Here is a 21,105-nt window from a genome sequence, read left to right as displayed (position 1 = left end):
GGGCGCCGGGCAAAGGTTCAAGCGACATACAAAGGGAGCATGCTCATGGCGATTCAACGCATCAAATCGGGTGGCGTTTATGAGGATACAATTGGCTATTGCCGCGCGGTTGTCGCGGGCGGGTGGGTGCATGTCGCCGGAACAACCGGAGAAGGCGACACGGTTTTGCAACAATGCAAATCGGCTTTGCAAATCATTGAGAAAGCTTTGCAAACTGCCGGCGCTAGTTTTGCAAATGTGGTGCGCGTCACCTATATGCTGCCCGATGCCGCTGAGTTTGCGCCATGCTGGCCAATGCTTTCAGAAGCCTTTGGCGCAAATCCCCCGGCTGCGACCATGATCGAATGCGGCCTGATCGACCCGAAGTATCGCATCGAGATCGAAGTGACGGCGCTCCTGCCGGAATAGGCGGGCGAAAGCCGCTTGACGCGACGCATCCATCTGGACGTTTCGCACGCAATCGGCCATATGTGGAAACGACAGTGCGACCGGAGGCATTTCATGGGACTTCTGACTTCTATCCTGCGCGCAGTGACCTGGTGGAATGGCCAGACGCTGAACACGCAGCTTTGGACCTGGCGCAAAGGCATCAAGGTCGGCGAAGACAGTCAGGGCAATATTTTCTATGAAAACAAGGATAAAAGCCGTCGCTGGGTGATTTACAATGGCGAGGCCGAGGCCAGCCGCATCGATCCCGAGTGGCACGGCTGGTTGCACCGCACGTGGGAGGCGGCGCCGACGGAGGCGCCCTTGCCGCGCAAATCATGGGAAAAGCCGCATCAGGAAAACCTGACGGGTACCGCACTCGCATACGCGCCGAAGGGATCCATCCGCCGGTCGGATCCCGCGCCGCGCAGCGATTATGAGGCCTGGTCGCCGGAGTAATGAGTTAGATGTCTGAAAACACTACCGAAGTCATCGTTGGCGCTGGGGTTCTGGCCGCCGCTATCGGCTTTGTCATTTATGCAAGCCAGGTGTCGGGGTTTACCGGCACGGCAACCACCTATCCGCTGGAGGCCAGTTTCCGCAGCCTCGAAGGGGTCAGCGTGGGTACGGATGTCCGCCTCGCGGGCGTGCGCGTGGGCACCGTCGCGGCGGTTGATCTCAACCCCGAGACCTACCGCGCCGATACCACGGTCTCCGTACAGCAGGGCATTGAAATCCCGGACGACAGCGCGATCGTGATTTCGTCCGAAGGGCTGCTGGGCGGGAACTTCGTGGAAATCGTGCCGGGCGGGTCGCCGTTCTACTTTGAGGCCGGCGACACGATCACGGACACGCAGGGTGCCGTGAGCCTGGTGTCGTTGCTTTTGAAATTCGTGAGTGGTTCGTCTGAATGATCTGGCGGGCCGCGCTGCTGATCGGGGTGATGGCGAACGCGGCGGGCGCCCAGCAGGTGACCGAAGCCGAAGGGGCCATCCTGCGTGGTCTCGATAAGATCAGTGGACAGGTCTACGACATCGAGATGAAAGCCGGTCAGACGGCAGTCTTTGAACAACTCAGGATCACGTTGAATTCCTGCCGTTTCCCGGTTGGCAACCCGTCTGGAGACGCCTTTGCTGCGCTGGAAATCGCCGACAGGGTACAGGGCACCGCGGTCTTTTCAGGATGGATGATCGCATCGGCACCGGCGCTGTCGGCGATGGATCACGCGCGCTATGATCTTTGGGTGATGCGCTGTACCACCTCCTGAGGGCTGCGCAGCGGTGGCGCGGTAAAACTGGCGGGCAAATCCTGCGCTACGGCCAGCGCGCGATGGTAGGTCGCCCGTGACACTTCCAGCCCGCCCATGGACGCGAGGTGCTCTGTCAGGAACTGCGTGTCAAAGAGTTTGAACCCGCCCTCGTTCAGCCGATCCACCAGGCAGGCCAATGCAATTTTTGACGCGTTGGTGCGGCGCGAGAACATGCTTTCACCGAAGAATGCGGCGCCCAGCGTCACGCCGTAGACCCCGCCTACGAGGGTTCCGCCCTCCCAGACCTCAAACGAATGCGCTTGACCCTTTTCGTGCAAGGCCATGTAAAGGCGCCGGATTTCGGCGCTGATCCAGGTGTCCGCGCGATCCGCGCAGCCGTCCACGACGCCCGCGAAATCCTGGTTGATGCTGATCTCGAAGCGCGTGTTGCGCATGGCGCGGCGCAGCGACCGCGAGGCGTGAAAGCCATCCAGCGGCATCACGCCCCGACGCTGCGGGTCCACCCAGAAAATCTCCGGATCGTCGCGATGTTCGGCCATGGGGAAAATCCCCGAGGCATAGGCCTGCATCAAGACATCCGGGGTCAGGCGCACCGCTCAGCGTCAGCCGTCGCCGAGATTGGTTTCCAGCCAATGCTCCAGCCAGTGGATGTTGTAGTTGCCCGTGAGCACGTCCTCTTCCTGCAACAGCGCGTGAAAGAGCGGCACCGTGGTGTCCACGCCATCGACGATCAACTCGCCCAGAGCGCGGTTCAGACGGGCCAGTGCCTCGGGCCGGTCGCGCCCGTGCACGATCAGCTTGCCGATCAGGCTGTCGTAATAGGGCGGGATCGAATAGCCGTCATAGAGCGCCGAATCCATCCGAACGCCCAGACCGCCGGGCGCGTGATACTGCGTGATCCGGCCCGGGCAGGGCGCGAAATTCGGCAGTTTTTCGGCGTTGATCCGCACTTCGATGGAATGGCCGTTGATGGTCAGGTCTTCCTGCTGGAACGACATCTCCATGCCAGAGGCCACGCGGATTTGTTCACGGACCAGATCGACGCCAAAGATGGCTTCGGTCACGGGATGTTCCACCTGCAGGCGGGTGTTCATCTCGATGAAATAGAACTCGCCGTTCTCATAGAGAAACTCGATGGTGCCCGCGCCGGTGTAGTTGATCCGCGCCACGGCATCGGCACAGGTTTTACCGATGGCGGCACGTTCTTCGGCGGAAATAGCGGGGCCGGGGGCCTCTTCAAACACCTTCTGGTGGCGCCGTTGCAGGGAGCAATCGCGCTCGCCCAGATGCACGGCGCGGCCCTTGCCGTCGCCAAAGACCTGAATTTCGATGTGGCGCGGCGTGGTCAGGTATTTCTCGATATAGACTTCATCATTGCCAAAGTTGGATTTACCCTCGGCCCGGGCGGTCAGAAAGGCTTTTTCCATCTCGCCCGCGTTCTGCGCGACCTTCATGCCACGCCCACCGCCGCCAGCCGTGGCCTTGATGATGACCGGGTATCCCATCTCTTCGCCGAGGCGTTTGGCTTCTTCCAGCGTGGCTACGCCGCCGTCCGATCCGGGCACGCAAGGAACGCCGAGCTTCTTCATGGTGTCCTTGGCGGTGATCTTGTCGCCCATGATGCGGATATGTTCCGCCGTGGGGCCGATGAAGGTCAGGTCATGATCCTCGACCACCTGCACGAAGCCCGCGTTTTCGGACAGGAAGCCGTAGCCGGGGTGAATGGCTTCGGCCCCGGTGACCTCGCAGGCTGCGATGATGGCAGGTACCGAGAGGTAGCTTTGCGCGCCCGAGGGCGGGCCGATGCAGACGCTTTCATCTGCCATGCGCACATGCATCGCGTCGCTGTCAGCGGTGGAATGCACGGCGACCGTGGCAATGCCCATCTCGCGGGCGGCACGTACGACGCGCAGCGCGATCTCGCCGCGGTTGGCTATCAGGATTTTTTCGAACATGTCCCGCGCACCTTATTCAAGGATCACAAGCGGCGTGCCGAATTCCACCGCCGCACCATCCTCGACGATGATACGCTTGACGGTCCCGGCCCGGGGGGCGGGAATGTGGTTCATGGTTTTCATCGCCTCGACGATCAGCAGGGTGTCGCCTTCGTCCACGCTGGCCCCGACCGAGATGAAGGCTGGCGCACCGGGTTCCGCCTGCATGTAGACCGTGCCGACCATGGGCGAGGTGACCGCGCCGGGATGGTTGGCTGGGTCTTCCCCGCCTTCGGCGGCGGGCGCGCTTGCGGCCGGTGCGGATGCCTCCGGGGCGGTCGCCGCCGGGGCCGGTGCCGCAATCTGGCTTACCACGGGTTGTGCCTGTTGCAGATGGCGGCTGACGCGCACATTCAGGCTGTCGTCGGCGCCGTAGTCCCGTTTGACCTGCAGCTCTGTCAGATCGTTTTCCCGCAGCAATTCGGCCAGGGCCTGAATAAAGGCCACATCGGCGTCATGGTTCTTTTTTGTCATGTAAGTCCTCGACCATTCGGGGGAGCCTTGTTTTGCGCGGCCCTTGTTCCTGCATCCCCGTTATAGGGGAAGGTCAGAGCCATGAAAACCCGCCTCTTGCAGCGGTGTCCGGGGCGCGTAGATTGGGCTACGATGGAGGGGCATTTGATGAATCTGGCACATTGGCTTGAACGCAGCGCAACGGCGATGCCGGACCGTCCGGCGTTGTTCCTGGGCAGGCAGCAGGTCGCGACCTATGGCGTGCTTTTTGCGCAGGCCCGCGCGGTGGCGGGGTGGCTGCAGGCGCAGGGTGTGGGGCCGGGGGACCGTGTCGCGATTTTCATGAAGAACGTGCCCGACTATCTGGTGGTCTTCTACGGGATCTGGTCGCTGGGCGCCGTGGTCGTGCCGATCAACGCCAAGCTGCACGGGCGCGAGGCGGCCTATATTCTTGATGACGCAGGCGCCGCGCATGTCTTTGTCTCGCCCGATTTGCGCGAGAGCCTGAGCGACGCGGGCGTTACCGTGCGGATGACCGAGGCGCCGAGTTCGGCCTTTGACGTCGTCGTGCGCCATGCGCCGATCCAGACCATCGCGCCCCGGTCCGCAGAAGACCTTGCCTGGCTCTTTTATACCTCGGGTACCACGGGCAAGCCCAAGGGGGTGATGATCACCTTCCGCATGCTCACAACCATGAGCCTGTGCTACACGCAGGACGCCGACCCGGTGCACCCGGAGGATACAACGCTCTATGCCGCACCGATGAGCCATGGCGCGGGCATCTACAACATGATGCATGTCCGGGCGGGGGCGCGGCATGTCTGTCCGGCATCAGGTGGGTTCGATCCCGGTGAAATCTTCGATCTTGCCGCGCATTTCGGGTCCGTCCAGATCTTTGCCGCCCCGACGATGGTGCAGCGGATGACCCATGTGGCCAAGGCCACGGGCCGCGATGGGGCCGGCCTGCGCACGGTCGTCTATGCGGGCGGGCCCATGTACAACGCGGACATTATCGAAGCCGTGGACCATTTCGGCCCGATTTTCGTGCAAATATACAGGCAGGGGGAATGTCCCATGGGCATCACCGCGCTCAGCCGGGCAGATGTCGCGGATCGCAGCTCTTCGGGCTGGGCGGATCGGCTCCAGTCCGTGGGGCGGGCGCAATCCGCCGTCGAGGTGCAGATTGGCGATGAAAGAGGCGTTCCTGTGGCCCCCGGAATCCATGGCGAAATCATGGTGCGCGGCGATACCGTCATGCCCGGATACTGGCAAAACCCGCAAGCCACGGCCAAGACGCTCGTCAATGGCTGGCTGATGACGGGCGACATGGGGTTCATGGATGCGGGTGGCTATGTCACGATGCAGGACCGCTCCAAGGACATGATCATCACCGGTGGCTCAAACGTCTATCCGCGTGAGGTCGAGGAGGTTTTGCTGCGCGATCCCGGGGTTTCCGAAGTCTCGGTTGTGGGGCGGGAACATCCGGAGTGGGGCGAAGAGGTCGTCGCCTTCGTCGTCGGCGATTTTGAGGCCGCGCGGCTGGACGCGCTCTGTCTGGGGAACATTGCGCGGTTCAAACGCCCAAAGGCCTATATCCCCATCGAGGCCTTGCCCAAGAACAACTACGGCAAGGTGCTCAAGACCGAATTGCGCGCCCGTCTGAAATCGCAGGGCGGCACGTAGCGCGCCGCCCTGCGGGTCGGGTCAGTTTTCAGGCTGCAGCACGGTGCAGGTCGTGCCATTCGCGCCGATGACAAGGACGTCCTCGATCTCGCCCTGACCGATGGCGCCAGTGCCGCTCCAGGGGATGTCCTGACCCAGGCCCAACGGCTGATCGGAGACCGTGACACGCGCCCACATGCACTCCGGCATGCCGCTGGCGCCGATCGGGAAATCAATCTCGGGCATATCGTAGGTCACAAACCCGTCGCGCACAGAGACGCGATGGTTGCGCACAGCCCATTCGCCCGGCCCGAGAATGGGTGAATCGTCCTTCCAGTCGCCGTCCCGGTTGGCATCGACCAGCACATTGAAGAACACCTCATGCTGCCCGATGCTGTTGATCTGGATGCGGAAATTGAGTTTCGCCGGGAGCCTGTCGGGCGTTGAAGGTGCCGCAACCAGCCAATCATAGGTCACCCCGTCATCATAGTCGGTGGTGATGTTCGGCACATTTGTCCCCGGTGGCCGGCCCTGGGGGTTGATCGGATCGGGATCGTTTGGGTCGGTGTAATCCGCCTCGACTGTGACGTATTCCCCGATCCAGTACCGGCAGCGCACCTGGGCGCGGGGGCCATCGTTGATGCGCCGCGAGGGGAAGGCGCCGATGTCGGCGCCCGGTGCCGTATAGCCCGTCGGGGTCTGATCCGGGGCATCGCCGAATTCCTCCCCGTCAAATCCGACGCAATTCGTTGTTGTGAAGGGATCCTGCGTGAAAAGAACGCAGGCAGAGAGTGTTGCAGTGAACAGAAAAGAGATCACTAAAATCAATCGACTAGGAATAAACATCGTCTTGCTCCCAAGTGTTGAATAGGGGGCAAGTGTGCGCCTCATCGGCGGATCGGTCAAATTGCAGCAAAAAACCCGGCGCAGCGGATGCACCGGGTTTTCGTCGTTTAAGCGTAGAATTGTGGGGTCAGATCGCAAGATACTCCTCGCGCAGCTCCTTGTTCTCAAGCACCTCTGCTGCGGTGCCGTCAAAGACGATCCCGCCTGTGTCGAGGATCACGGCGCGGTCGGCCAGCTGTAGCGCGCGCACCGCGTTTTGCTCCACGAGGATCGTGGTGATCCCCTGTTCCTTGATGATGCGCAGGGTCTTTTCGATTTCATCCACGATCACCGGGGCGAGGCCCTCATAGGGTTCATCCAGCAGCAGTACCTTGATGTCGCGGCAGAGCGCGCGGGCGATGGCCAGCATCTGCTGCTCGCCGCCCGAGAGGGTCACGCCTTCCTGGGTCCGGCGTTCGCGCAGGCGGGGGAAGAGGTCATAGACCCGTTCCAGCGACCAGCCGATGGGGGGCGCGATCTGTGCGAGTTTGAGGTTTTCCTCAACGGTCAGACCCGCGATGATGCGGCGGTCTTCCGGGACGAGGCCAAGGCCCGCCTGGCTCGCCTGATAGCTGGACATGTTGTGCAGCGGCTGGTGATCGAGCCAGATCTCGCCGCGTTTGACCTCCGGGTCGGCCAGCCGTGCAATCGCCCGCAGGGTCGAGGTTTTCCCGGCCCCGTTGCGACCCAGGAGCGCGAGAATTTCGCCCTCGTGCACGTTGAAGCTGATCCCCTGCACGATATAGCTCTCGCCGTAATAGGCGTGCATGTCCCAGACCGAGAGAAAGGCCGGCGCCGTGGCCGCCTGATTGGCGTTTTTGGAAAAATCCGGTTTGACGTTCATCGGTATCGTCCTTCGGTTTGCCGGGTAAGCGGTGGACTAAAGTCCACCTTACCTGTCTGTTTTGAATGTCGTGGCACCTGTCATGTGGCAGGTAGGGTGGGCTTCAGGCCACCCTTGCACAAGGCTCACGCCGCGTCCTGGGTTTCGCCCAGATAAGCTTCACGCACCTTCGGATTGCCCTTGATGTTGTCCGGTGTGTCCTCGACCAGCGGCGTGCCCTGGGCCAGCACGGTAATGCGTTCGGCGAGGCTGAAGACCACATGCATGTCATGCTCGATGATCGCGATGGTGATGTCGCGATCTTCGCTGATCTGTTTCAGCAGGTCGATGGTGTTGTTGGTGTCGGCCCGGGCCATGCCCGCCGTGGGCTCATCCAGCAGCAACAGGCGTGGTTCTTGTGACAGACACATCCCGATCTCGAGCCGCCGCTTATCGCCGCGCGACAGAGAGCCCGCGTGCATCGCACGCTTGTCGGCCATGTTCATGTCTTCCAGCATGTGTTCCGCCCGTTCGATCATGTCGCGTTGCGAGGGGATGCTGGACAGTGCGTTCAGCTGAAACGCCCCGTCGCGCTTGGCAAAACAGGGGATCATCATGTTTTCCATCACGCTCAGATCTGCGAAAATCTCGGGCGTCTGGAACACACGGGAGATCCCCATCTGGTTAATCTCATAGGGCTTGCGTCCGAGCACCGATTGCCCGTCGAACATCACTGATCCGGTATCCGGGATCAGCTTGCCCACAAGGCAGTTCAGCAGCGTGGATTTCCCCGCGCCATTGGGCCCGATGATCGCATGCACCGAGTTTTCGGCGATGCTCAGGTTCACATCTCCAAGCGCCTGCAGGCCCCCAAAGCGTTTGCCGACGTTCTTAACTTCGAGAATTCCCATGTCTTCTCTCCTTATTCGGCCGGGGTGGTTTTGCCATCGGGCTTGTCGTCCGCTGGCTTCTTGCGCTTGAAGAGCCGCCCCACACGCTGGCCGCCTTCGACGAGGCCACCCGGCAAGAAGATCACCACCAGCATGAAGAGGATGCCGAGCGTGAGGTGCCAGCCCTTGCCGATGAAGGGGTAGACCAGCGTGATCAGCAGGTCCTCGATCCCGTCGGGCATGAAGGCGAACCACTGTTCCAGAATGCTCTTGTTGATCTTGGAGACGATGTTTTCCATGTACTTGATGAAACCCGCGCCCAGCACTGGCCCGATCAGCGTGCCCGCGCCGCCAAGGATGGTCATCAGAACGACTTCCCCGGAGGCGGTCCAGAACATCCGTTCGGCGCCCACCTGCGTGTCCATGGCGACCAGCAGACCGCCAGCGAGCCCGGCATACATGCCCGAGATCACGAAGGCCGCCAACGTGTAGGGCTTGGCGTTCAGCCCGGTGTAGTTCAGCCGCTGCTGGTTCGATTTCACCGCGCGCAGCATCATGCCAAAAGGAGAGCGGAAGATACGGATCGAGATGTAGAAGGCGATCAGCATCACGATGGCCGCCAGATAGTAGCCGGCGTTGAAGGTGAAGACCCAGTTGCCCACCGCCATCTCATAGCTTTGGTTCATTTGCAGGCCAAAGAGGTTGGCACGCGGGGTCTCACCTGCGGCCAGGGCACCGTCGAGGATGCGCGGATCGTTCACTTTTGGCTGCAAGCCGGTTTCACCGCCGGTGATCGGCGTCAGCACCGAATAGGCCAGCGAATAGGACATCTGCGCAAAGGCCAGTGTCAGGATCGAGAAGTAGATGCCCGAGCGGCGCAGGGAAATCCAGCCCACCAGCAGCGAGAAGAGGCCCGCCACCAGCACCGAGATGATGATCGCAGGGATCACGTTCATGGTGAGCAGCTTCATCATCCAGATCGCGGCGTAAGAGCCAACCCCGAGGAAGGCCGCGTGGCCGAAGCTGAGATAGCCGGTGAGGCCAAAGAGGATGTTGAACCCAATGGCAAAGATGCCGAAAATCACCAGCCGTTGCATCAGATCCGGATAGCCGGCGTTGAACTGCGCCATGGCTGATCCTTCAGGGAAGGGGTTCAGGATAAACGGCGCAAAGACACAGAGAATTGCGACGATGATCAGGAGGGTGAAGTCTTTTTTGTTCAGGCCCATGATTATTCCTCCATCACGCCTTTGCGGCCCATCAGGCCTCGTGGACGGGTGAGCAAGATGATGATGGCGACCAGGTAGATGATGATCTGGTTGATGCCGGGCAGGGTCTCAAGCACGATTGCCATGGAGGCAAAGCTTTCAAGGATGCCCAAGAGGAACCCGGCCAACACGGCGCCCGAGAGTGAGCCCATGCCGCCGACAACGACCACCACGAAGCTGAGCACGAGAAAGTCCATGCCCATGTGGTAGTTGGGCGAGTTGATCGGCGTGTACATCACCCCTGCAAGGCCCGCCACGGCGGCGGCGATCCCGAACATGATGGTGAAACGCTTGTCGATGTTGATGCCCAAGAGCCCCACGGTTTCGCGGTCGGCCATACCGGCGCGCACCACCATGCCGAAGGTGGTGAATTGCAGAAAGGCAAAGACCGCACCGATGATCACGGCGGCAAAGGCGAAGTAGACCAGACGCCAATAGGGGTAGATGATCGTATTGGGATCAAACCCGAGCATGGCACCGAAATCGAAAGAGCCGCGGAAGGCGTCAGGCGCGGGGGTGGGGATCGGGTTGGCGCCGTAGAAATACTTGATGATCTCTTGCAGGACGATCGCCAGACCGAAGGTCACGAGAATCTGATCGGCGTGGGGACGCTTGTAGAAATGCTTGATCAGCCCGCGTTCCATGGCAAAGCCGATGCCGACCATGACGGGGATCGCAAAGAGGATCGAGATCGGGACCGCCCAGTCGATGATCGCATCGCCCGTGGCCTGTCCGAAGATGTCGTAGATATAGGGCACATCCACCTTCAGCGGATTGCCCAGAAAGTCCTTTTGCGTCTCGTCGATCACCGTGTGGCTGAGGGTCAGAATCCGGCTCAGGGTGACCGCGCAGAATGCGCCGATCATGAAGAGCGCCCCATGCGCGAAATTCACCACGCCGAGGGTGCCGAAAATCAGTGTCAGACCCAGCGCAATCAGCGCATAGGCGGAGCCTTTGTCGAGGCCATTGAGAATTTGCAGGATGATTGCGTCCATGGTCCCACCTTCATGAAACGGTCGTGGCCCCGGAGGTCCCGGGGAGGACAGGGCGGAGACCGGCTCCGCCCTGTAAGAGGTCAGGCGCCCGGGTTACAGGTGCCCAAGCTACCGCCCGCGAACTGCGGGTGATCCGGCGCATATGTCACCTGCTCAACAGGTGTCACCTCAACGATTTCAAGAAGGTCGAACTCGGATGTCGGGTTCTCTTTCCCTTTCACGACCAGCACATCCTTGAAGCACTGGTGGTCGTCGGCACGATAGAGCGTCTTGCCGTTGCCCATGCCGTCGAATTCGAAGCCTTCGAGGGCCTCGACCACGCCGCACGGGTTGAACGTGCCCGCACGCTCACAGGCATCCGCGTAGAGCAGCGCCTGCACATAGCAGGTGTGCGCGGCCTGAGACGGCGGGAAGCCGTATTTGGTGCCGAAGGACTGCACGAATGCTTTGGAGCCTTCGTCGGTGAGCGACCAGTGCCAGTTTGTCGAGCCAAAGATGCCCTTCACGTTGGCGCCCGCACCCTTGGCCATCAGGCGGGAGTAGAGCGGCACGATGATCTGGAAGTCCTTGCCGTTGACTTGCTTGTCGCGCAGGCCGAACTGCACGGCATTGGTCAGCGAGTTGACCATGTTGCCGCCGTAGTGGTTCAGCACCAGCGTGTCGGCACCCGACTGCAGCACCGGTGCGATATAAGAAGAGAAATCGGTCTGTGTCAGCGGTGTTTTCACGGCTGCAACGGTTTCCCAGCCCATCGCCTCGGTCGAGGATTTCACCGCTTCTTCAGTGGTGTAGCCCCAGTTGTAGTCGGCGGTCAGGTGATAGGCCTTGCGGTCCGAGCCATAGGCGTTTTTCAGCACTGGTGCCAAGGCGGCACCCGACATGTAGGAGTTGAAGAAGTGGCGGAAGCCATTGGCGCGGCGGTCTTTGCCGGTGGTGTCATTGGAGTGCGTGAGGCCCGCCATGAAGATCACGCCTGCCTCCTGGCAGAGCGCCTGCACGGCCACGGCCACCCCGGAGGAGGAGCCACCGGTGATCATCACCGCGCCGTCTTTTTCGATCATCGACTTGGCAGAGGCGCGTGCGGCATCCGATTTCGTCTGTGTGTCGCCCGTGACATATTCGACCTTCTTGCCGAGGATGCCGTTACCCTGCAGGGCTTTGGACGTGAATGTGTTCATCATGCCGCCGTCGCCGCCACCGTTCAGGTGCTCGACCGCGAGCTCATAGGCGCGCAGCTCGTCCGCGCCTTCATCCGCGTAGGGACCGGACTGGGGCACGTTGAAGCCGAGTGTCACGGTGTCGCCCTGCGGGGCGTTCAGATAGCCTGCATGCGCATCAGCACGCAGATACGTCGGCAGTGTCAGACCAGCGGCACCGGCCACGGCACCGGTCTTGATCAGACCGCGACGCGTAAGTTTCGAATTGGACATGAAAATCCTCCCAGTTGGTAAAACGAACACCCGATGTTTTCCTCCAAAATCGGGCGCGCGATGCACAAAGGTGCAAACTTAGTTATCGCCCAGTAAATGAAAATTGCGCAACAAGTGCCTTGAAATGCTCATTTATTTTGTAAATAAATCGACAGATTGGCAGGGTGAGTTGTAAATTGTGTAATGTTGCGGCGCAGAAAGCCGTTGAAAAGGCATGATATTGCGGAAGAGGTTGAAATGGCACGCGAAGGTTTGACCGGCAGTCGGATCAGAGAGCGACGGTCAGTTGCGGGTCTGCGGCAGGCCGATCTTGCTCGATCTTTAGGCATTTCAGCCTCCTATCTCAATCTGATTGAACACAACCGGCGCAGAATCGGCGGTAAGCTGCTGCTCAACATTGCGCGCGTTCTGGATGTTGAGCCGTCGATGCTCACCGAAGGGGCCGAGGCGGCGCTGATCGCCACGCTGCGCGAAGCGGCGACGGCGGCCAATCTGACCGAGACAGAGGCGGCACGCGCCGATGAATTCGCCGGCCGTTTCCCGGGGTGGGCAGAGGTCCTGGCGACCGGTCACCGGCGCATTGCCAGTCTGGAACGCACGGTGGAAACCCTGTCGGACAGGCTGACCCATGACCCGCATCTGGCGGCCTCGGTGCACGAGCTTTTGTCGACGGCAGCGGCGATCCGGTCCACGGCGGCCATTCTGGCCGATGATGCGGAGCTGACGGATGAATGGCGCGACCGGTTTCATGCCAACATCAATCAGGAAAGCAGGCGGCTCGCCGACAGTTCCAAGGCGCTGGTCCAGTATCTCGATGCCGGGCAAGGGGTGGAAGATGCAGGTGCCAGCCCGCAGGACGAGTTGGAAGCCTTTCTGAGCGAGCACGACTATACTTTCGCTGCGCTGGAGCAGGGCAAGGATACGCCGGAGGGCATGATCGCCGCCGCATCCAGCCTCAGATCCAATGCTGCGCGTCACATGGCGCGTGGGATTCTCGAACGGGTGGTCGAGGATGCGCGGCAGGTCCCATTGCCCAGGCTGCAAAGCGCGCTGAACGAGACCGGCCCCGATCCGGTGGCTTTGGCGCGACACCTCACCGTGCCCGTGGCGATGGTCCTGCGGCGCATGGCGAGCCTGCCCGCCCTGGAGGCCGGCTTGGTGGTTTGCGACCGCGCGGGCAGTCTGCTCTTTCGCAAGCCGACCACCGGCTTTGTCATTCCACGGTTTGGCCCGGCCTGCGCGCTCTGGCCGCTTTTTTCCGTGTTGGGACAGCCCGGGCAGGTGATCCGCACGCCGTTGGTGCAATTGGGGCGCGGGCGCGCGGCCTTTGACTGTTTTGCGGTGGCTGAGGTCGTGGGCGCGCCCAGCTACAATCAGACACCTCTGGTGCAGGCGAGCATGCTGGTGCTGCCCAACAGCGCCGCCGACGCCGCCCAGCCCGCAGAGGTCGGTGCCTCCTGCAGCGTTTGCCCGCGTGACGGTTGCGCCGGGCGGCGCGAGCCCTCGATCCTCAGCAATGGGTTGTAAACGCAGTTATCGTACCGGTTTTTGACGTCAGGGACGCGTCGATGTCGCCCTTCAAAGCTTTGACAGGCAGCATAAAACCGACGATAGTTTAATCTCGCCCCCGGGGAGGCAGGCAACATGTCTGACGGGGCAGCGCCTTTTGGGAGGAGGTCGCGATGGGAAAGCATGTGCTTTTGGTCGAAGATGAGCTGAACATCATCGAAGCCATTCGATTTTTGCTGAGCCGGGAGGGTTGGCAGGTGGACACACATTCTGACGGAGCCGATGCCACGGACGTGATCCGCAGCAGCAAGCCGGATCTTGTTGTGCTGGACGTGATGCTGCCGGGCAAAAGCGGTTTCGACATCCTGGAGGAGTTGCGCGGCGATGCCGCCACGGCGGATCTGCCGGTGCTGATGCTGACCGCGCGAGGGCAGAGCCGCGACCGTGAAATGGCGGAGAAAGCCGGTGTGAGCCGCTTCATGACCAAACCCTTTTCCAATACCGAGGTTCTGACAGCGGTGCGCGATCTGCTCTACGTGCACGGGCAGCGGACCTGAGCGATGGCGCCGCGCGGCTCACCGCTGTTTCTGGAACGCGGCAGTTACCGCCAGCGCCGCGTCATGGATGCAGCACGGCTGGTCGTGTTTCTCGGCGTTGGCCTGTGGATGATCCCGCTTTTGTGGCCCACCGCAGGGGCGGCGGAGGAGGCCGTGCCGATGTCGCGCGCGCTGCTCTATGTCTTTGGCGTCTGGGCGCTGCTGATCGTGGCGTCGGTTTATCTGGCCTATCGCATGCGCTGGCTGCCGAAGACGCCGGAGGACGCTGAGGCGCCATGATGGCCTCGCTCAATGCACTGGTCGCGGTCTGTCTGGCCTATGTGTTTTTCCTGTTCTGCGTGGCCTTTGCCGCGGAACGGGCAGGGGTGCGGGGGCGGGCCCGGTGGCTGTTGCGCTCGCCGCTGGTCTACACACTGTCACTGTCGATCTACTGCACCGCCTGGACGTTCTATGGCGCGGTTGGCTATGCCGCCCGGTCCGGGCTGGAATATGTGACCATCTACCTGGGCCCCAGCCTTGTGATGATCGGCTGGTGGTGGATCGCGCGGCGGTTGGTGCGGATCGGGCGCAGCCACAAGGTCACCTCCATCGCCGATCTGATCTCTTCGCGTTATGGTAAGTCAAACGGCCTTGCCATCGTGGTCACGATAATGGCGGTGATTGGCGTGACCCCTTACATCGCCCTGCAACTTCAATCGGTTACGGCTTCCCTGTCTCTCTTTGCCGCCGCCGAGCAGGGCAGCCTCACGGACGCGGATGAGGCCCGCGCCGCCGGGTTCTGGATTGCCGTGGGCCTTGCGCTTTTCACCGTGCTCTTCGGTACCCGCAACCTCAACGTGAACGAGCGTCAGCACGGGGTGGTGATCGCCGTCGCGGTGGAGGCGGTGGTCAAGCTGATTGCCCTGCTGGCGGTCGGTGTCTTTGTCGTCTGGGGGATCGCGGGCGGTGTGTCGGAAACGCTGGCTCGGATCGATGCCTCGGACCTCGGCACGTGGGAGATGGATGGCAGCCGCTGGGCCGGGCTGACTTTCGTGTCCGCTGCCGCCTTCCTCTGCCTGCCGCGCATGTTTCAGGTCATGGTGGTGGAAAATGATGACGAGCGGCATCTGCAGATCGCAAGCTGGGCCTTTCCGCTATATCTGATGCTGATGAGCCTTTTCGTGGTGCCGATTGCGGTGATTGGTCTCGATCTGCTGCCGGCGGGATCGAACCCGGATTTCTTCGTGCTCAGCCTGCCGCTCAGCCAGGGGCGCGAGGGCCTTGCCACGCTGAGCTTCCTGGGCGGGTTCTCCTCCGCGACCTCCATGGTGATCGTGGCCACGCTGGCGCTCAGCACGATGGTGTCGAACCACGTGGTGATGCCCGTCTTTCTCTACCTGCATCAGGGGGGGGCCACCCAATCCGGGGACGTGCGCAATGTGGTCATCCTGTCGCGGCGCCTCTCCATCCTCGCCATCATCGGGTTCGGCTACATCTATTACCGCCTGTCGGGTGGCTCCGGCGCCCTGGCCGCCATCGGCCTGATCTCCTTTGCCGGGGTGGCGCAATTTCTGCCCGCCCTGCTGGGCGGTATCTTCTGGCGCGGGGCGACACGGGCCGGGGCGCTGGTGGGTCTCGGGGTAGGCTTTTCCGTCTGGGTTTTCACCATGCTGCTGCCGAGTTTCGGGCCGGATGCGATCCTAAGTGCTGCGGTGTTTGATAAGGGGCTTTTTGGCATCAACGGGCTCCGCCCGCAGGCGCTCTTCGGGATTCCGGGGCTTGATCCGACGGTGCATGCGATTTTCTGGAGCCTGCTGCTGAACGCGGTCAGTTTCGCACTGGTCTCTCTGATGACGTTCCCGGATCCGTTGGAGCGGCTGCAGGGCGCGCAATTCGTCAATGTCTTCGATCACTCCGGCCAGACCCGCGGCTGGCAGGCCCCCGTGGCCGAAAGCGAAGATCTGATGATCATGGCGCAGCGTATCCTCGGGGCGAAGGAGGCGCAGCGCCTTTTTCAGGCAGAGGCAGACAGGCAGGGGAACGGGGGGTATCTGCCCAAGCCCACCGCCGATTTTCTGCAGCGGTTGGAACTGGAACTGGCCGGGTCGGTGGGCGGCGCGACCGCACATGCGATGATCAGCCAGATCGTGGGGGGCACGGCGGTTTCTGTCCAGGATCTGCTCGCGGTGGCCGACGAATCCGCCCAGATGCTGGAGTACTCCAGCCAGCTTGAGGCCAAGTCACGGGAATTGAGCCAGACCGCGGCCCAGTTGCGCGACGCCAATGCCAAGCTGATGCAGCTCAGCGACCAGAAGGACGCCTTTCTAAGCCAGATCAGCCACGAGTTGCGCACTCCCATGACCTCGATCCGGGCGTTTTCGGAGATCTTGCGTGACACCGATGGGCTCGGTCCACTGGAGAAAACCAAATACGCCAACATCATTCATGTGGAGGCGATCCGCCTGACCCGATTGCTGGATGATCTGCTGGATCTTTCCGTACTGGAAAACGGGCAGGTGACGCTGAACCGGCAATCGGGCAGCCTTGTGGATCTGCTGGACCACGCCATTGCCACCGCGCAGGCCAGCGAGGCGCGGCCCATCACCTTTAAACGCAGACGCCTTGATGAAACGGTCACCCTGCACACGGATCTGGACCGGCTGAGCCAGGTTTTTATCAACCTGATCACCAACGCGCAGAAATACTGCCTTGCGCAGGATCCGGAACTGCGGATCGATGTCGCCCAGTCAGGGGAACGCGTGGTGATTGATTTTATCGATAACGGGTGGGGTATTCCCGCCGCATCGCGTGACGTGATGTTCGAGAAATTCAGCCGGATCGGCGCGCAGGATGGCAATGGCGCGGGCCTGGGTCTTGCCATCTGTCGTGAAATCATGGCGCGGCTTGGCGGCGATGTGAGCTATCTGGACGGCACCGGTGGCACTGCTTTCCGGGTCACTCTCCCGCACTCCCAGGCACTGGCCGCGCAGTAGGTTTTTCGCTGAAAAACCGCATGTTTCTGCGGACATAAAGGCAATAGTAACCATTGTCCCTTATCCCGGCCCTACAGGACCGCGCGCGATGGGCGAGGCGCCGGTTATCTTGACAAGGGCCGCAGATGTCAGTTTTGCAGCGCAAGGCGCAGGCAGGAAAGCAGGAGCATCAGGCACGGGCAATGACCGTGCCCAAAGCGCTGCGCGTCAGTGTCGCCAAAATCGCTGATGAAGTCTTCGGCATGGCCCTTGTGGTGATCGGGATCACGCAGGAACGCTGTGACGGCGACACGATTTCCGAAAAGCTTGATGACGATTCCCTGTTGATGCTGCTGGATGGCCCTAGCGGTGCCTCGGGTGGCGCGATGTTGGGGCCGGAGCTGGTTGGTGCGATGATCCAGCAGCAAACCACCGGAAAGATCGCAACGACCTCTCCTGCGCAACGCCCGCTGACGGCCACGGACGCGTCCTTATCTGCACCGCTGTTGGATTCACTTTTTGAGCGGGCCCATAGGCTTCTGGAGACGGATGTCGATCGCGATATGTTTCCCCCCTTTAAGTTCGGGGCGCGGGTGGAGAACGCACGCCTCTTCGGATTGGCGCTGGATGCAACGGAATACACGCTTTTCAAGCTCACGGTGGATATTGCCGGCGGGGCGTTCCAGTCGGGCCTGACCCTGCTACTACCCGTCGTGGAAAAACGTTTCGAACCTGTCGCCTCCGATGAAGAAAATGCTGAAACTAAGACAGGCCCGGTCACCCTGGAAAAGACCGTGATGACAATGAAGGCTGATCTGACGGCCATCTTGGGGCGCGTACGACTGCCTCTGGCGCAGTTGGAGAAACTCGCTGCGGGAGATGAGCTGGCCTTGCGTCCGGATGCGTTTGAGTCTGTCGAAATCAGAACCCTAGATGGGCGCGTGATCAGTCGTGGGGCTATGGGGCAGTTGGACGGACAGCGCGCCATTCAACTGGAAAATGTCGCAACTACGGGTGACAGCCCGAAGCGCCGGGTGAGTGATCGTGACGATCTAGACTTGCCACAGGTGAAGATGACGGATTATGGGGCAGAGGCAGATACCCCAGCTGCTTTACCGGACCTGACGCAGGAGATCACGCCGGCCCTCGCCGATGACTTGCCCGATTTGCCGGAGTTACCAGCCTTCGAGGAAGAGGCAGCATTGCCGGATTTGCCCGAGGTCGACGCTGGCGCCGCGCTTCCTGATCTGCCCGACCTGCCAGATTTGCCGGATCTCGACGGAGCAGAGGAATTGCCGTCGATAGAGGGGTTGTCTGATCTGAAGTCCGCCTGATTGCGGAGTCAGCGCTTCATCTGCGCGACGGCCACGAGGGTTGGGCCAAGATGTGTCAGATCGTAGCCGCCGCCGCGTGCCGCCTCGATAATGTCATCTGCGGGCATATCTCGCGCCGCTGCCAGTGCCCACGCGATGGTGGAGCGCGTCCCCGAGGCGCAATAGGCCAACACCGGACCATCGCATCGGTCCATCAACGCCCGGTTGGTGGCGATGACCTCTGCCGTCATGGTCTGATGGGTCAGCGGTTGCACCGCAAATTCAAGCCCCGCAGCCTCGGCGGCCGCCTGTATCGCGGCACATTGATGGCTGGGCGGCACTTCCCCGTCCGGTCGGTTGCAGAGAACCAGTTTGATACCCGCCGCAACGATGTCGGCCATGTCTTCAGGCGCAATCTGTGGCGCTGCATAAAAGTGAGGTGTGATTTGGCGCATATCCATGGGCATAGACCTATGCAAGGTGCCGGGAACTGTCCAGACAGGCGCAGCGGAAAGCCGCAGAGCGCGGGTTAAATTCAAAACAGGCCATGGTTTCTGCGCGTTTCTCAGGCAATGTTACGCCCTGTCGGGTGATGGCATTGACGGTGCGACACGCGGTCAGAGCTTGTTGACCGGCAATTTCAGCATAACGTCGCCCTGTTCATCCGGCTCGGGCATATGACCCGCGCGCATGTTGACCTGCAGCGAGGGCAAAATCAGCTTTGGCATGCCCAGCGTCGCGTCACGCGCCCGGCGCATCTCAACGAAGCTTTTCTCATCCCGATCCGCGCCCACGTGGATATTGCGCGCCTTCTGGGCGCCCACCGTGGTTTCCCAGGCAAATTCTTCGCGGCCGGGTGCCTTGTAATCGTGCCCGACAAAAATCCGTGTGTCATCCGGCAGGCTGAGAATGCGCTGGATCGACTGGAAGAGATCGCGGGCGGAGCCGCCGGGAAAGTCGCAGCGGGCGGTCCCGAAATCGGGCATGAAGAGCGTATCGCCCACGAAAGCCGCATCACCGATCACATATGTCATACAGGCGGGCGTATGGCCCGGCGTGTGCATCACATCGGCACGAAGCTGGCCGATGTGAAAACTGTCGCCGTCGCCGAAAAGGCGGTCAAACTGGCTGCCGTCGCGCTGAAACTCCGTGCCTTCGTTGAAAACCTTGCCGAAGGTATCCTGTACCGTCGTGATCTGATTGCCGATCCCGATCTGACCGCCCAGCTGCTCCTGCAGGTAGGGCGCGGCGGAGAGGTGATCGGCATGCACGTGGGTTTCGAGAATCCATTGCACCGTCAGGTTTTCGGCCTGCACATGGGCAATCACCGCATCCGCCGAGGCGGTGTCAGTGCGCCCCGAGGCGTGATCGAAATCCAGCACCGAATCGACAATCGCGCAGGCGGCACCCTGCGGATCCCGTACGACATAGCTGACGGTGTTGGTTGCGGTATCGAAGAAGGCTTTGACACTGGGTGACATGGGCAAGGCTCCGTTAGACACCACAATTATATGGTGGTCACTACCGCGCTTGCAAGCGGTGGGATCACGCGAGGAAGATGCCCAGAATGACCAGCATCAGCCCGATGACAGATAAAAAGAGTGCGCCGAGGTTCATCGGCAAGGCGGTTTTCAGCTTTGCCCGCATTTCTGCGTCCGGAAGATGGGCGCGGCGGGCGCGGGCCACGTAAATAATGCACCATACAAGGCCGATAAGCCCGATGAAGGACAGCGACGCGCCGCCCCAGATCAGCAGATCGAAGATGGATGTTTCGTGTGTTTCCATGCCGCAGCGCTATCCAATTCCCGCTGCGAGTGCAAGTCACGCCGCCGTGCCGGGGCCCCGGCCCAACAGGCGTCGTTTTGTCACAAGCGCAAAGCGGCTTGCAGCGCCAGCGCCGGAAGGCTAGGCAAGGGCCGACCGATTTCCCGCAAACGACAAGGATATTCTCATGAGTGACAGCGCCACCGATCTGCCGGAACAGGATGTGCAGGGCGACGCGACCTACCGCGTGACCGCCAATGAATTGCGCCAGTTCGTGGAGCGGATCGAGCGGCTGGATGCGGAGAAGAAGGATCTGGCCGAGCAGCAAAAAGAGGTCATGGCCGAGGCAAAGGCGCGCGGCTATGACACCAAGGTGATGCGCAAGGTTATCGCATTGCGCAAGCGGGACGCGGATGACATCGCCGAAGAAGAAGCGGTGCTTGAGATGTACAAGGAAGCGCTGGGGATGTAGTCGGGTGGGGCGGGTACGATCCGCCCTGACCTTGAGACATGACTATCCGTCCGGGCCCCCTGCGGGCGTGTCCTGACTGAAGACGTTGATCCAGCCTGTTCCGTTCCGTTTCCAGATCGAGCTGACATACATGACATCCTCCTTGGTGCGGGCGGGTCGGCTGTACGTCGCGCGATAGCTGAGCAGGGCGTAATCCGGTCCCAGTTCCATCACCCTTTCCTGATCCATTTTGTACCGCCCGACTGTTGGCCCCGACGCCAACTGTCGGGCGTGGTCATCTTTGCCTGCAAGACCATCAGGATACACGCCCAGAAAGCTGGCATGCAAAGCGGCGGCATCCTGCGCCATGTTGCCGGAGACCAGCGCCTCCCATATGGCGGTTTCGCATCGGCGTAACTCCGCCATCAAGGCCGAGTCCTCTGCGGTATTTTGAGTCATGGGCG

At 61.4% G+C, this 21,105-nt stretch carries 24 protein-coding genes; 11 read left to right on the top strand and 13 right to left on the bottom strand.

Annotated features, from left to right (window positions below; all coding sequences use genetic code 11):
- Positions 1-45: 45 nt before the first annotated feature.
- From Q1A07_RS01465 to Q1A07_RS01450, 4 genes are all read left to right on the top strand, one after another.
- A complete protein-coding gene (locus Q1A07_RS01465; RefSeq protein ID WP_299777149.1) occupies positions 46-408 on the top strand; it encodes a RidA family protein in 363 nt (120 codons plus the stop codon).
- 93 nt (positions 409-501) lie between these two features.
- A complete protein-coding gene (locus Q1A07_RS01460; protein WP_299777147.1) occupies positions 502-885 on the top strand; it encodes an NADH:ubiquinone oxidoreductase subunit NDUFA12 in 384 nt (127 codons plus the stop codon).
- Positions 886-893: 8 nt separating this feature from the next.
- A complete protein-coding gene (gene mlaD, locus Q1A07_RS01455; protein ID WP_299777145.1) occupies positions 894-1,340 on the top strand; it encodes an outer membrane lipid asymmetry maintenance protein MlaD in 447 nt (148 codons plus the stop codon).
- Positions 1,337-1,693 (top strand): DUF2155 domain-containing protein, encoded by a 357-nt coding sequence (locus Q1A07_RS01450; RefSeq protein ID WP_299777143.1) that lies wholly within the window; start codon positions 1,337-1,339, stop codon positions 1,691-1,693. The genes mlaD and Q1A07_RS01450 overlap by 4 nt, the downstream gene beginning before the upstream one ends.
- On the opposite strand, the gene aat is transcribed toward Q1A07_RS01450, so the two are convergent.
- The 3 genes from aat to accB are packed head-to-tail and all read right to left on the bottom strand — an operon-like array spanning position 1,657 to position 4,164.
- Complete coding sequence (gene aat / locus Q1A07_RS01445; RefSeq protein WP_299777141.1) at positions 1,657-2,289, bottom strand: leucyl/phenylalanyl-tRNA--protein transferase; 633 nt, start codon at positions 2,287-2,289, stop codon at positions 1,657-1,659. The two genes, Q1A07_RS01450 and aat, sit on opposite strands and share 37 nt — an antisense overlap.
- A 9-nt stretch (positions 2,290-2,298) precedes the next feature.
- Complete coding sequence (gene accC / locus Q1A07_RS01440) at positions 2,299-3,651, bottom strand: acetyl-CoA carboxylase biotin carboxylase subunit (RefSeq protein WP_299777139.1); 1,353 nt, start codon at positions 3,649-3,651, stop codon at positions 2,299-2,301.
- A gap of 12 nt (positions 3,652-3,663) precedes the next feature.
- Positions 3,664-4,164: an acetyl-CoA carboxylase biotin carboxyl carrier protein gene (accB, locus tag Q1A07_RS01435; protein ID WP_195819024.1), complete on the bottom strand. Its 501-nt coding sequence runs from the start codon at positions 4,162-4,164 to the stop codon at positions 3,664-3,666.
- A gap of 147 nt (positions 4,165-4,311) precedes the next feature.
- On the opposite strand from accB, the gene Q1A07_RS01430 reads away from it, so the two are divergent.
- On the top strand, positions 4,312-5,826 hold the full coding sequence (locus tag Q1A07_RS01430; RefSeq protein ID WP_299777134.1) for an AMP-binding protein: 1,515 nt from the start codon (positions 4,312-4,314) through the stop codon (positions 5,824-5,826).
- Between the two features lie 21 nt (positions 5,827-5,847).
- Here the strand turns inward: Q1A07_RS01430 and Q1A07_RS01425 are convergent, their stop codons facing one another.
- From Q1A07_RS01425 to Q1A07_RS01400, 6 genes are all read right to left on the bottom strand, one after another.
- The gene (locus Q1A07_RS01425; protein WP_299777132.1) at positions 5,848-6,651 is read right to left on the bottom strand and encodes a hypothetical protein; all 804 of its coding nucleotides are present in this window, start codon (positions 6,649-6,651) and stop codon (positions 5,848-5,850) included.
- Between the two features lie 127 nt (positions 6,652-6,778).
- A complete protein-coding gene (locus Q1A07_RS01420) occupies positions 6,779-7,534 on the bottom strand; it encodes an ABC transporter ATP-binding protein (protein WP_299777130.1) in 756 nt (251 codons plus the stop codon).
- A gap of 125 nt (positions 7,535-7,659) precedes the next feature.
- Positions 7,660-8,424: an ABC transporter ATP-binding protein gene (locus Q1A07_RS01415; protein WP_299777128.1), complete on the bottom strand. Its 765-nt coding sequence runs from the start codon at positions 8,422-8,424 to the stop codon at positions 7,660-7,662.
- 11 nt (positions 8,425-8,435) lie between these two features.
- Positions 8,436-9,635 carry a branched-chain amino acid ABC transporter permease gene (locus tag Q1A07_RS01410; protein WP_299779103.1) on the bottom strand — a complete coding sequence of 400 codons (1,200 nt, stop codon included), beginning with the start codon at positions 9,633-9,635 and terminating at the stop codon, positions 8,436-8,438.
- Positions 9,635-10,666: a branched-chain amino acid ABC transporter permease gene (locus Q1A07_RS01405; RefSeq protein WP_299777126.1), complete on the bottom strand. Its 1,032-nt coding sequence runs from the start codon at positions 10,664-10,666 to the stop codon at positions 9,635-9,637. The genes Q1A07_RS01410 and Q1A07_RS01405 overlap by 1 nt, the downstream gene beginning before the upstream one ends.
- A gap of 80 nt (positions 10,667-10,746) precedes the next feature.
- Positions 10,747-12,096: a substrate-binding protein gene (locus Q1A07_RS01400; protein WP_299777124.1), complete on the bottom strand. Its 1,350-nt coding sequence runs from the start codon at positions 12,094-12,096 to the stop codon at positions 10,747-10,749.
- A gap of 237 nt (positions 12,097-12,333) precedes the next feature.
- On the opposite strand from Q1A07_RS01400, the gene Q1A07_RS01395 reads away from it, so the two are divergent.
- The 5 genes from Q1A07_RS01395 to Q1A07_RS01375 all read left to right on the top strand — a co-directional run bounded on the left by Q1A07_RS01395 (position 12,334) and on the right by Q1A07_RS01375 (position 18,447).
- A complete protein-coding gene (locus Q1A07_RS01395) occupies positions 12,334-13,623 on the top strand; it encodes a helix-turn-helix transcriptional regulator (protein WP_299777122.1) in 1,290 nt (429 codons plus the stop codon).
- Positions 13,624-13,778: 155 nt separating this feature from the next.
- Positions 13,779-14,162 (top strand): response regulator, encoded by a 384-nt coding sequence (locus Q1A07_RS01390; RefSeq protein WP_195819032.1) that lies wholly within the window; start codon positions 13,779-13,781, stop codon positions 14,160-14,162.
- Positions 14,163-14,165: 3 nt separating this feature from the next.
- The gene (locus tag Q1A07_RS01385) at positions 14,166-14,441 is read left to right on the top strand and encodes a hypothetical protein (protein WP_299777119.1); all 276 of its coding nucleotides are present in this window, start codon (positions 14,166-14,168) and stop codon (positions 14,439-14,441) included.
- On the top strand, positions 14,441-17,134 hold the full coding sequence (locus Q1A07_RS01380) for an ATP-binding protein (protein ID WP_299777117.1): 2,694 nt from the start codon (positions 14,441-14,443) through the stop codon (positions 17,132-17,134). Before Q1A07_RS01385 ends, Q1A07_RS01380 begins: the two co-directional genes overlap by 1 nt.
- A 125-nt stretch (positions 17,135-17,259) precedes the next feature.
- Positions 17,260-18,447: a FliM/FliN family flagellar motor C-terminal domain-containing protein gene (locus Q1A07_RS01375; protein ID WP_299777115.1), complete on the top strand. Its 1,188-nt coding sequence runs from the start codon at positions 17,260-17,262 to the stop codon at positions 18,445-18,447.
- Between the two features lie 8 nt (positions 18,448-18,455).
- Here Q1A07_RS01375 and Q1A07_RS01370 read toward each other — a convergent pair whose 3' ends face one another.
- The 3 genes from Q1A07_RS01370 to Q1A07_RS01360 form a co-directional block, all read right to left on the bottom strand.
- Complete coding sequence (locus Q1A07_RS01370) at positions 18,456-18,887, bottom strand: TIGR01244 family sulfur transferase (RefSeq protein ID WP_299777113.1); 432 nt, start codon at positions 18,885-18,887, stop codon at positions 18,456-18,458.
- A gap of 156 nt (positions 18,888-19,043) precedes the next feature.
- Positions 19,044-19,907 carry an MBL fold metallo-hydrolase gene (locus tag Q1A07_RS01365; RefSeq protein ID WP_299777111.1) on the bottom strand — a complete coding sequence of 288 codons (864 nt, stop codon included), beginning with the start codon at positions 19,905-19,907 and terminating at the stop codon, positions 19,044-19,046.
- A 64-nt stretch (positions 19,908-19,971) separates the two neighbouring features.
- Positions 19,972-20,211 (bottom strand): hypothetical protein, encoded by a 240-nt coding sequence (locus tag Q1A07_RS01360; RefSeq protein ID WP_299777109.1) that lies wholly within the window; start codon positions 20,209-20,211, stop codon positions 19,972-19,974.
- 166 nt (positions 20,212-20,377) lie between these two features.
- Between Q1A07_RS01360 and Q1A07_RS01355 the strand changes: the two genes are divergently transcribed.
- The gene (locus Q1A07_RS01355; protein WP_195819039.1) at positions 20,378-20,662 is read left to right on the top strand and encodes a DUF2312 domain-containing protein; all 285 of its coding nucleotides are present in this window, start codon (positions 20,378-20,380) and stop codon (positions 20,660-20,662) included.
- 42 nt (positions 20,663-20,704) lie between these two features.
- Here Q1A07_RS01355 and Q1A07_RS01350 read toward each other — a convergent pair whose 3' ends face one another.
- Positions 20,705-21,100 carry a nuclear transport factor 2 family protein gene (locus Q1A07_RS01350; RefSeq protein WP_299777106.1) on the bottom strand — a complete coding sequence of 132 codons (396 nt, stop codon included), beginning with the start codon at positions 21,098-21,100 and terminating at the stop codon, positions 20,705-20,707.
- Between the last annotated feature and the right edge of the window lie 5 nt (positions 21,101-21,105).

This window comes from uncultured Roseobacter sp. (assembly GCF_947492555.1).
Taxonomy (GTDB): domain Bacteria; phylum Pseudomonadota; class Alphaproteobacteria; order Rhodobacterales; family Rhodobacteraceae; genus Roseobacter.
The sequence above is the reverse complement of the archived record's forward strand: the minus strand, read 5'-3'. Positions and strand labels throughout refer to the sequence as shown.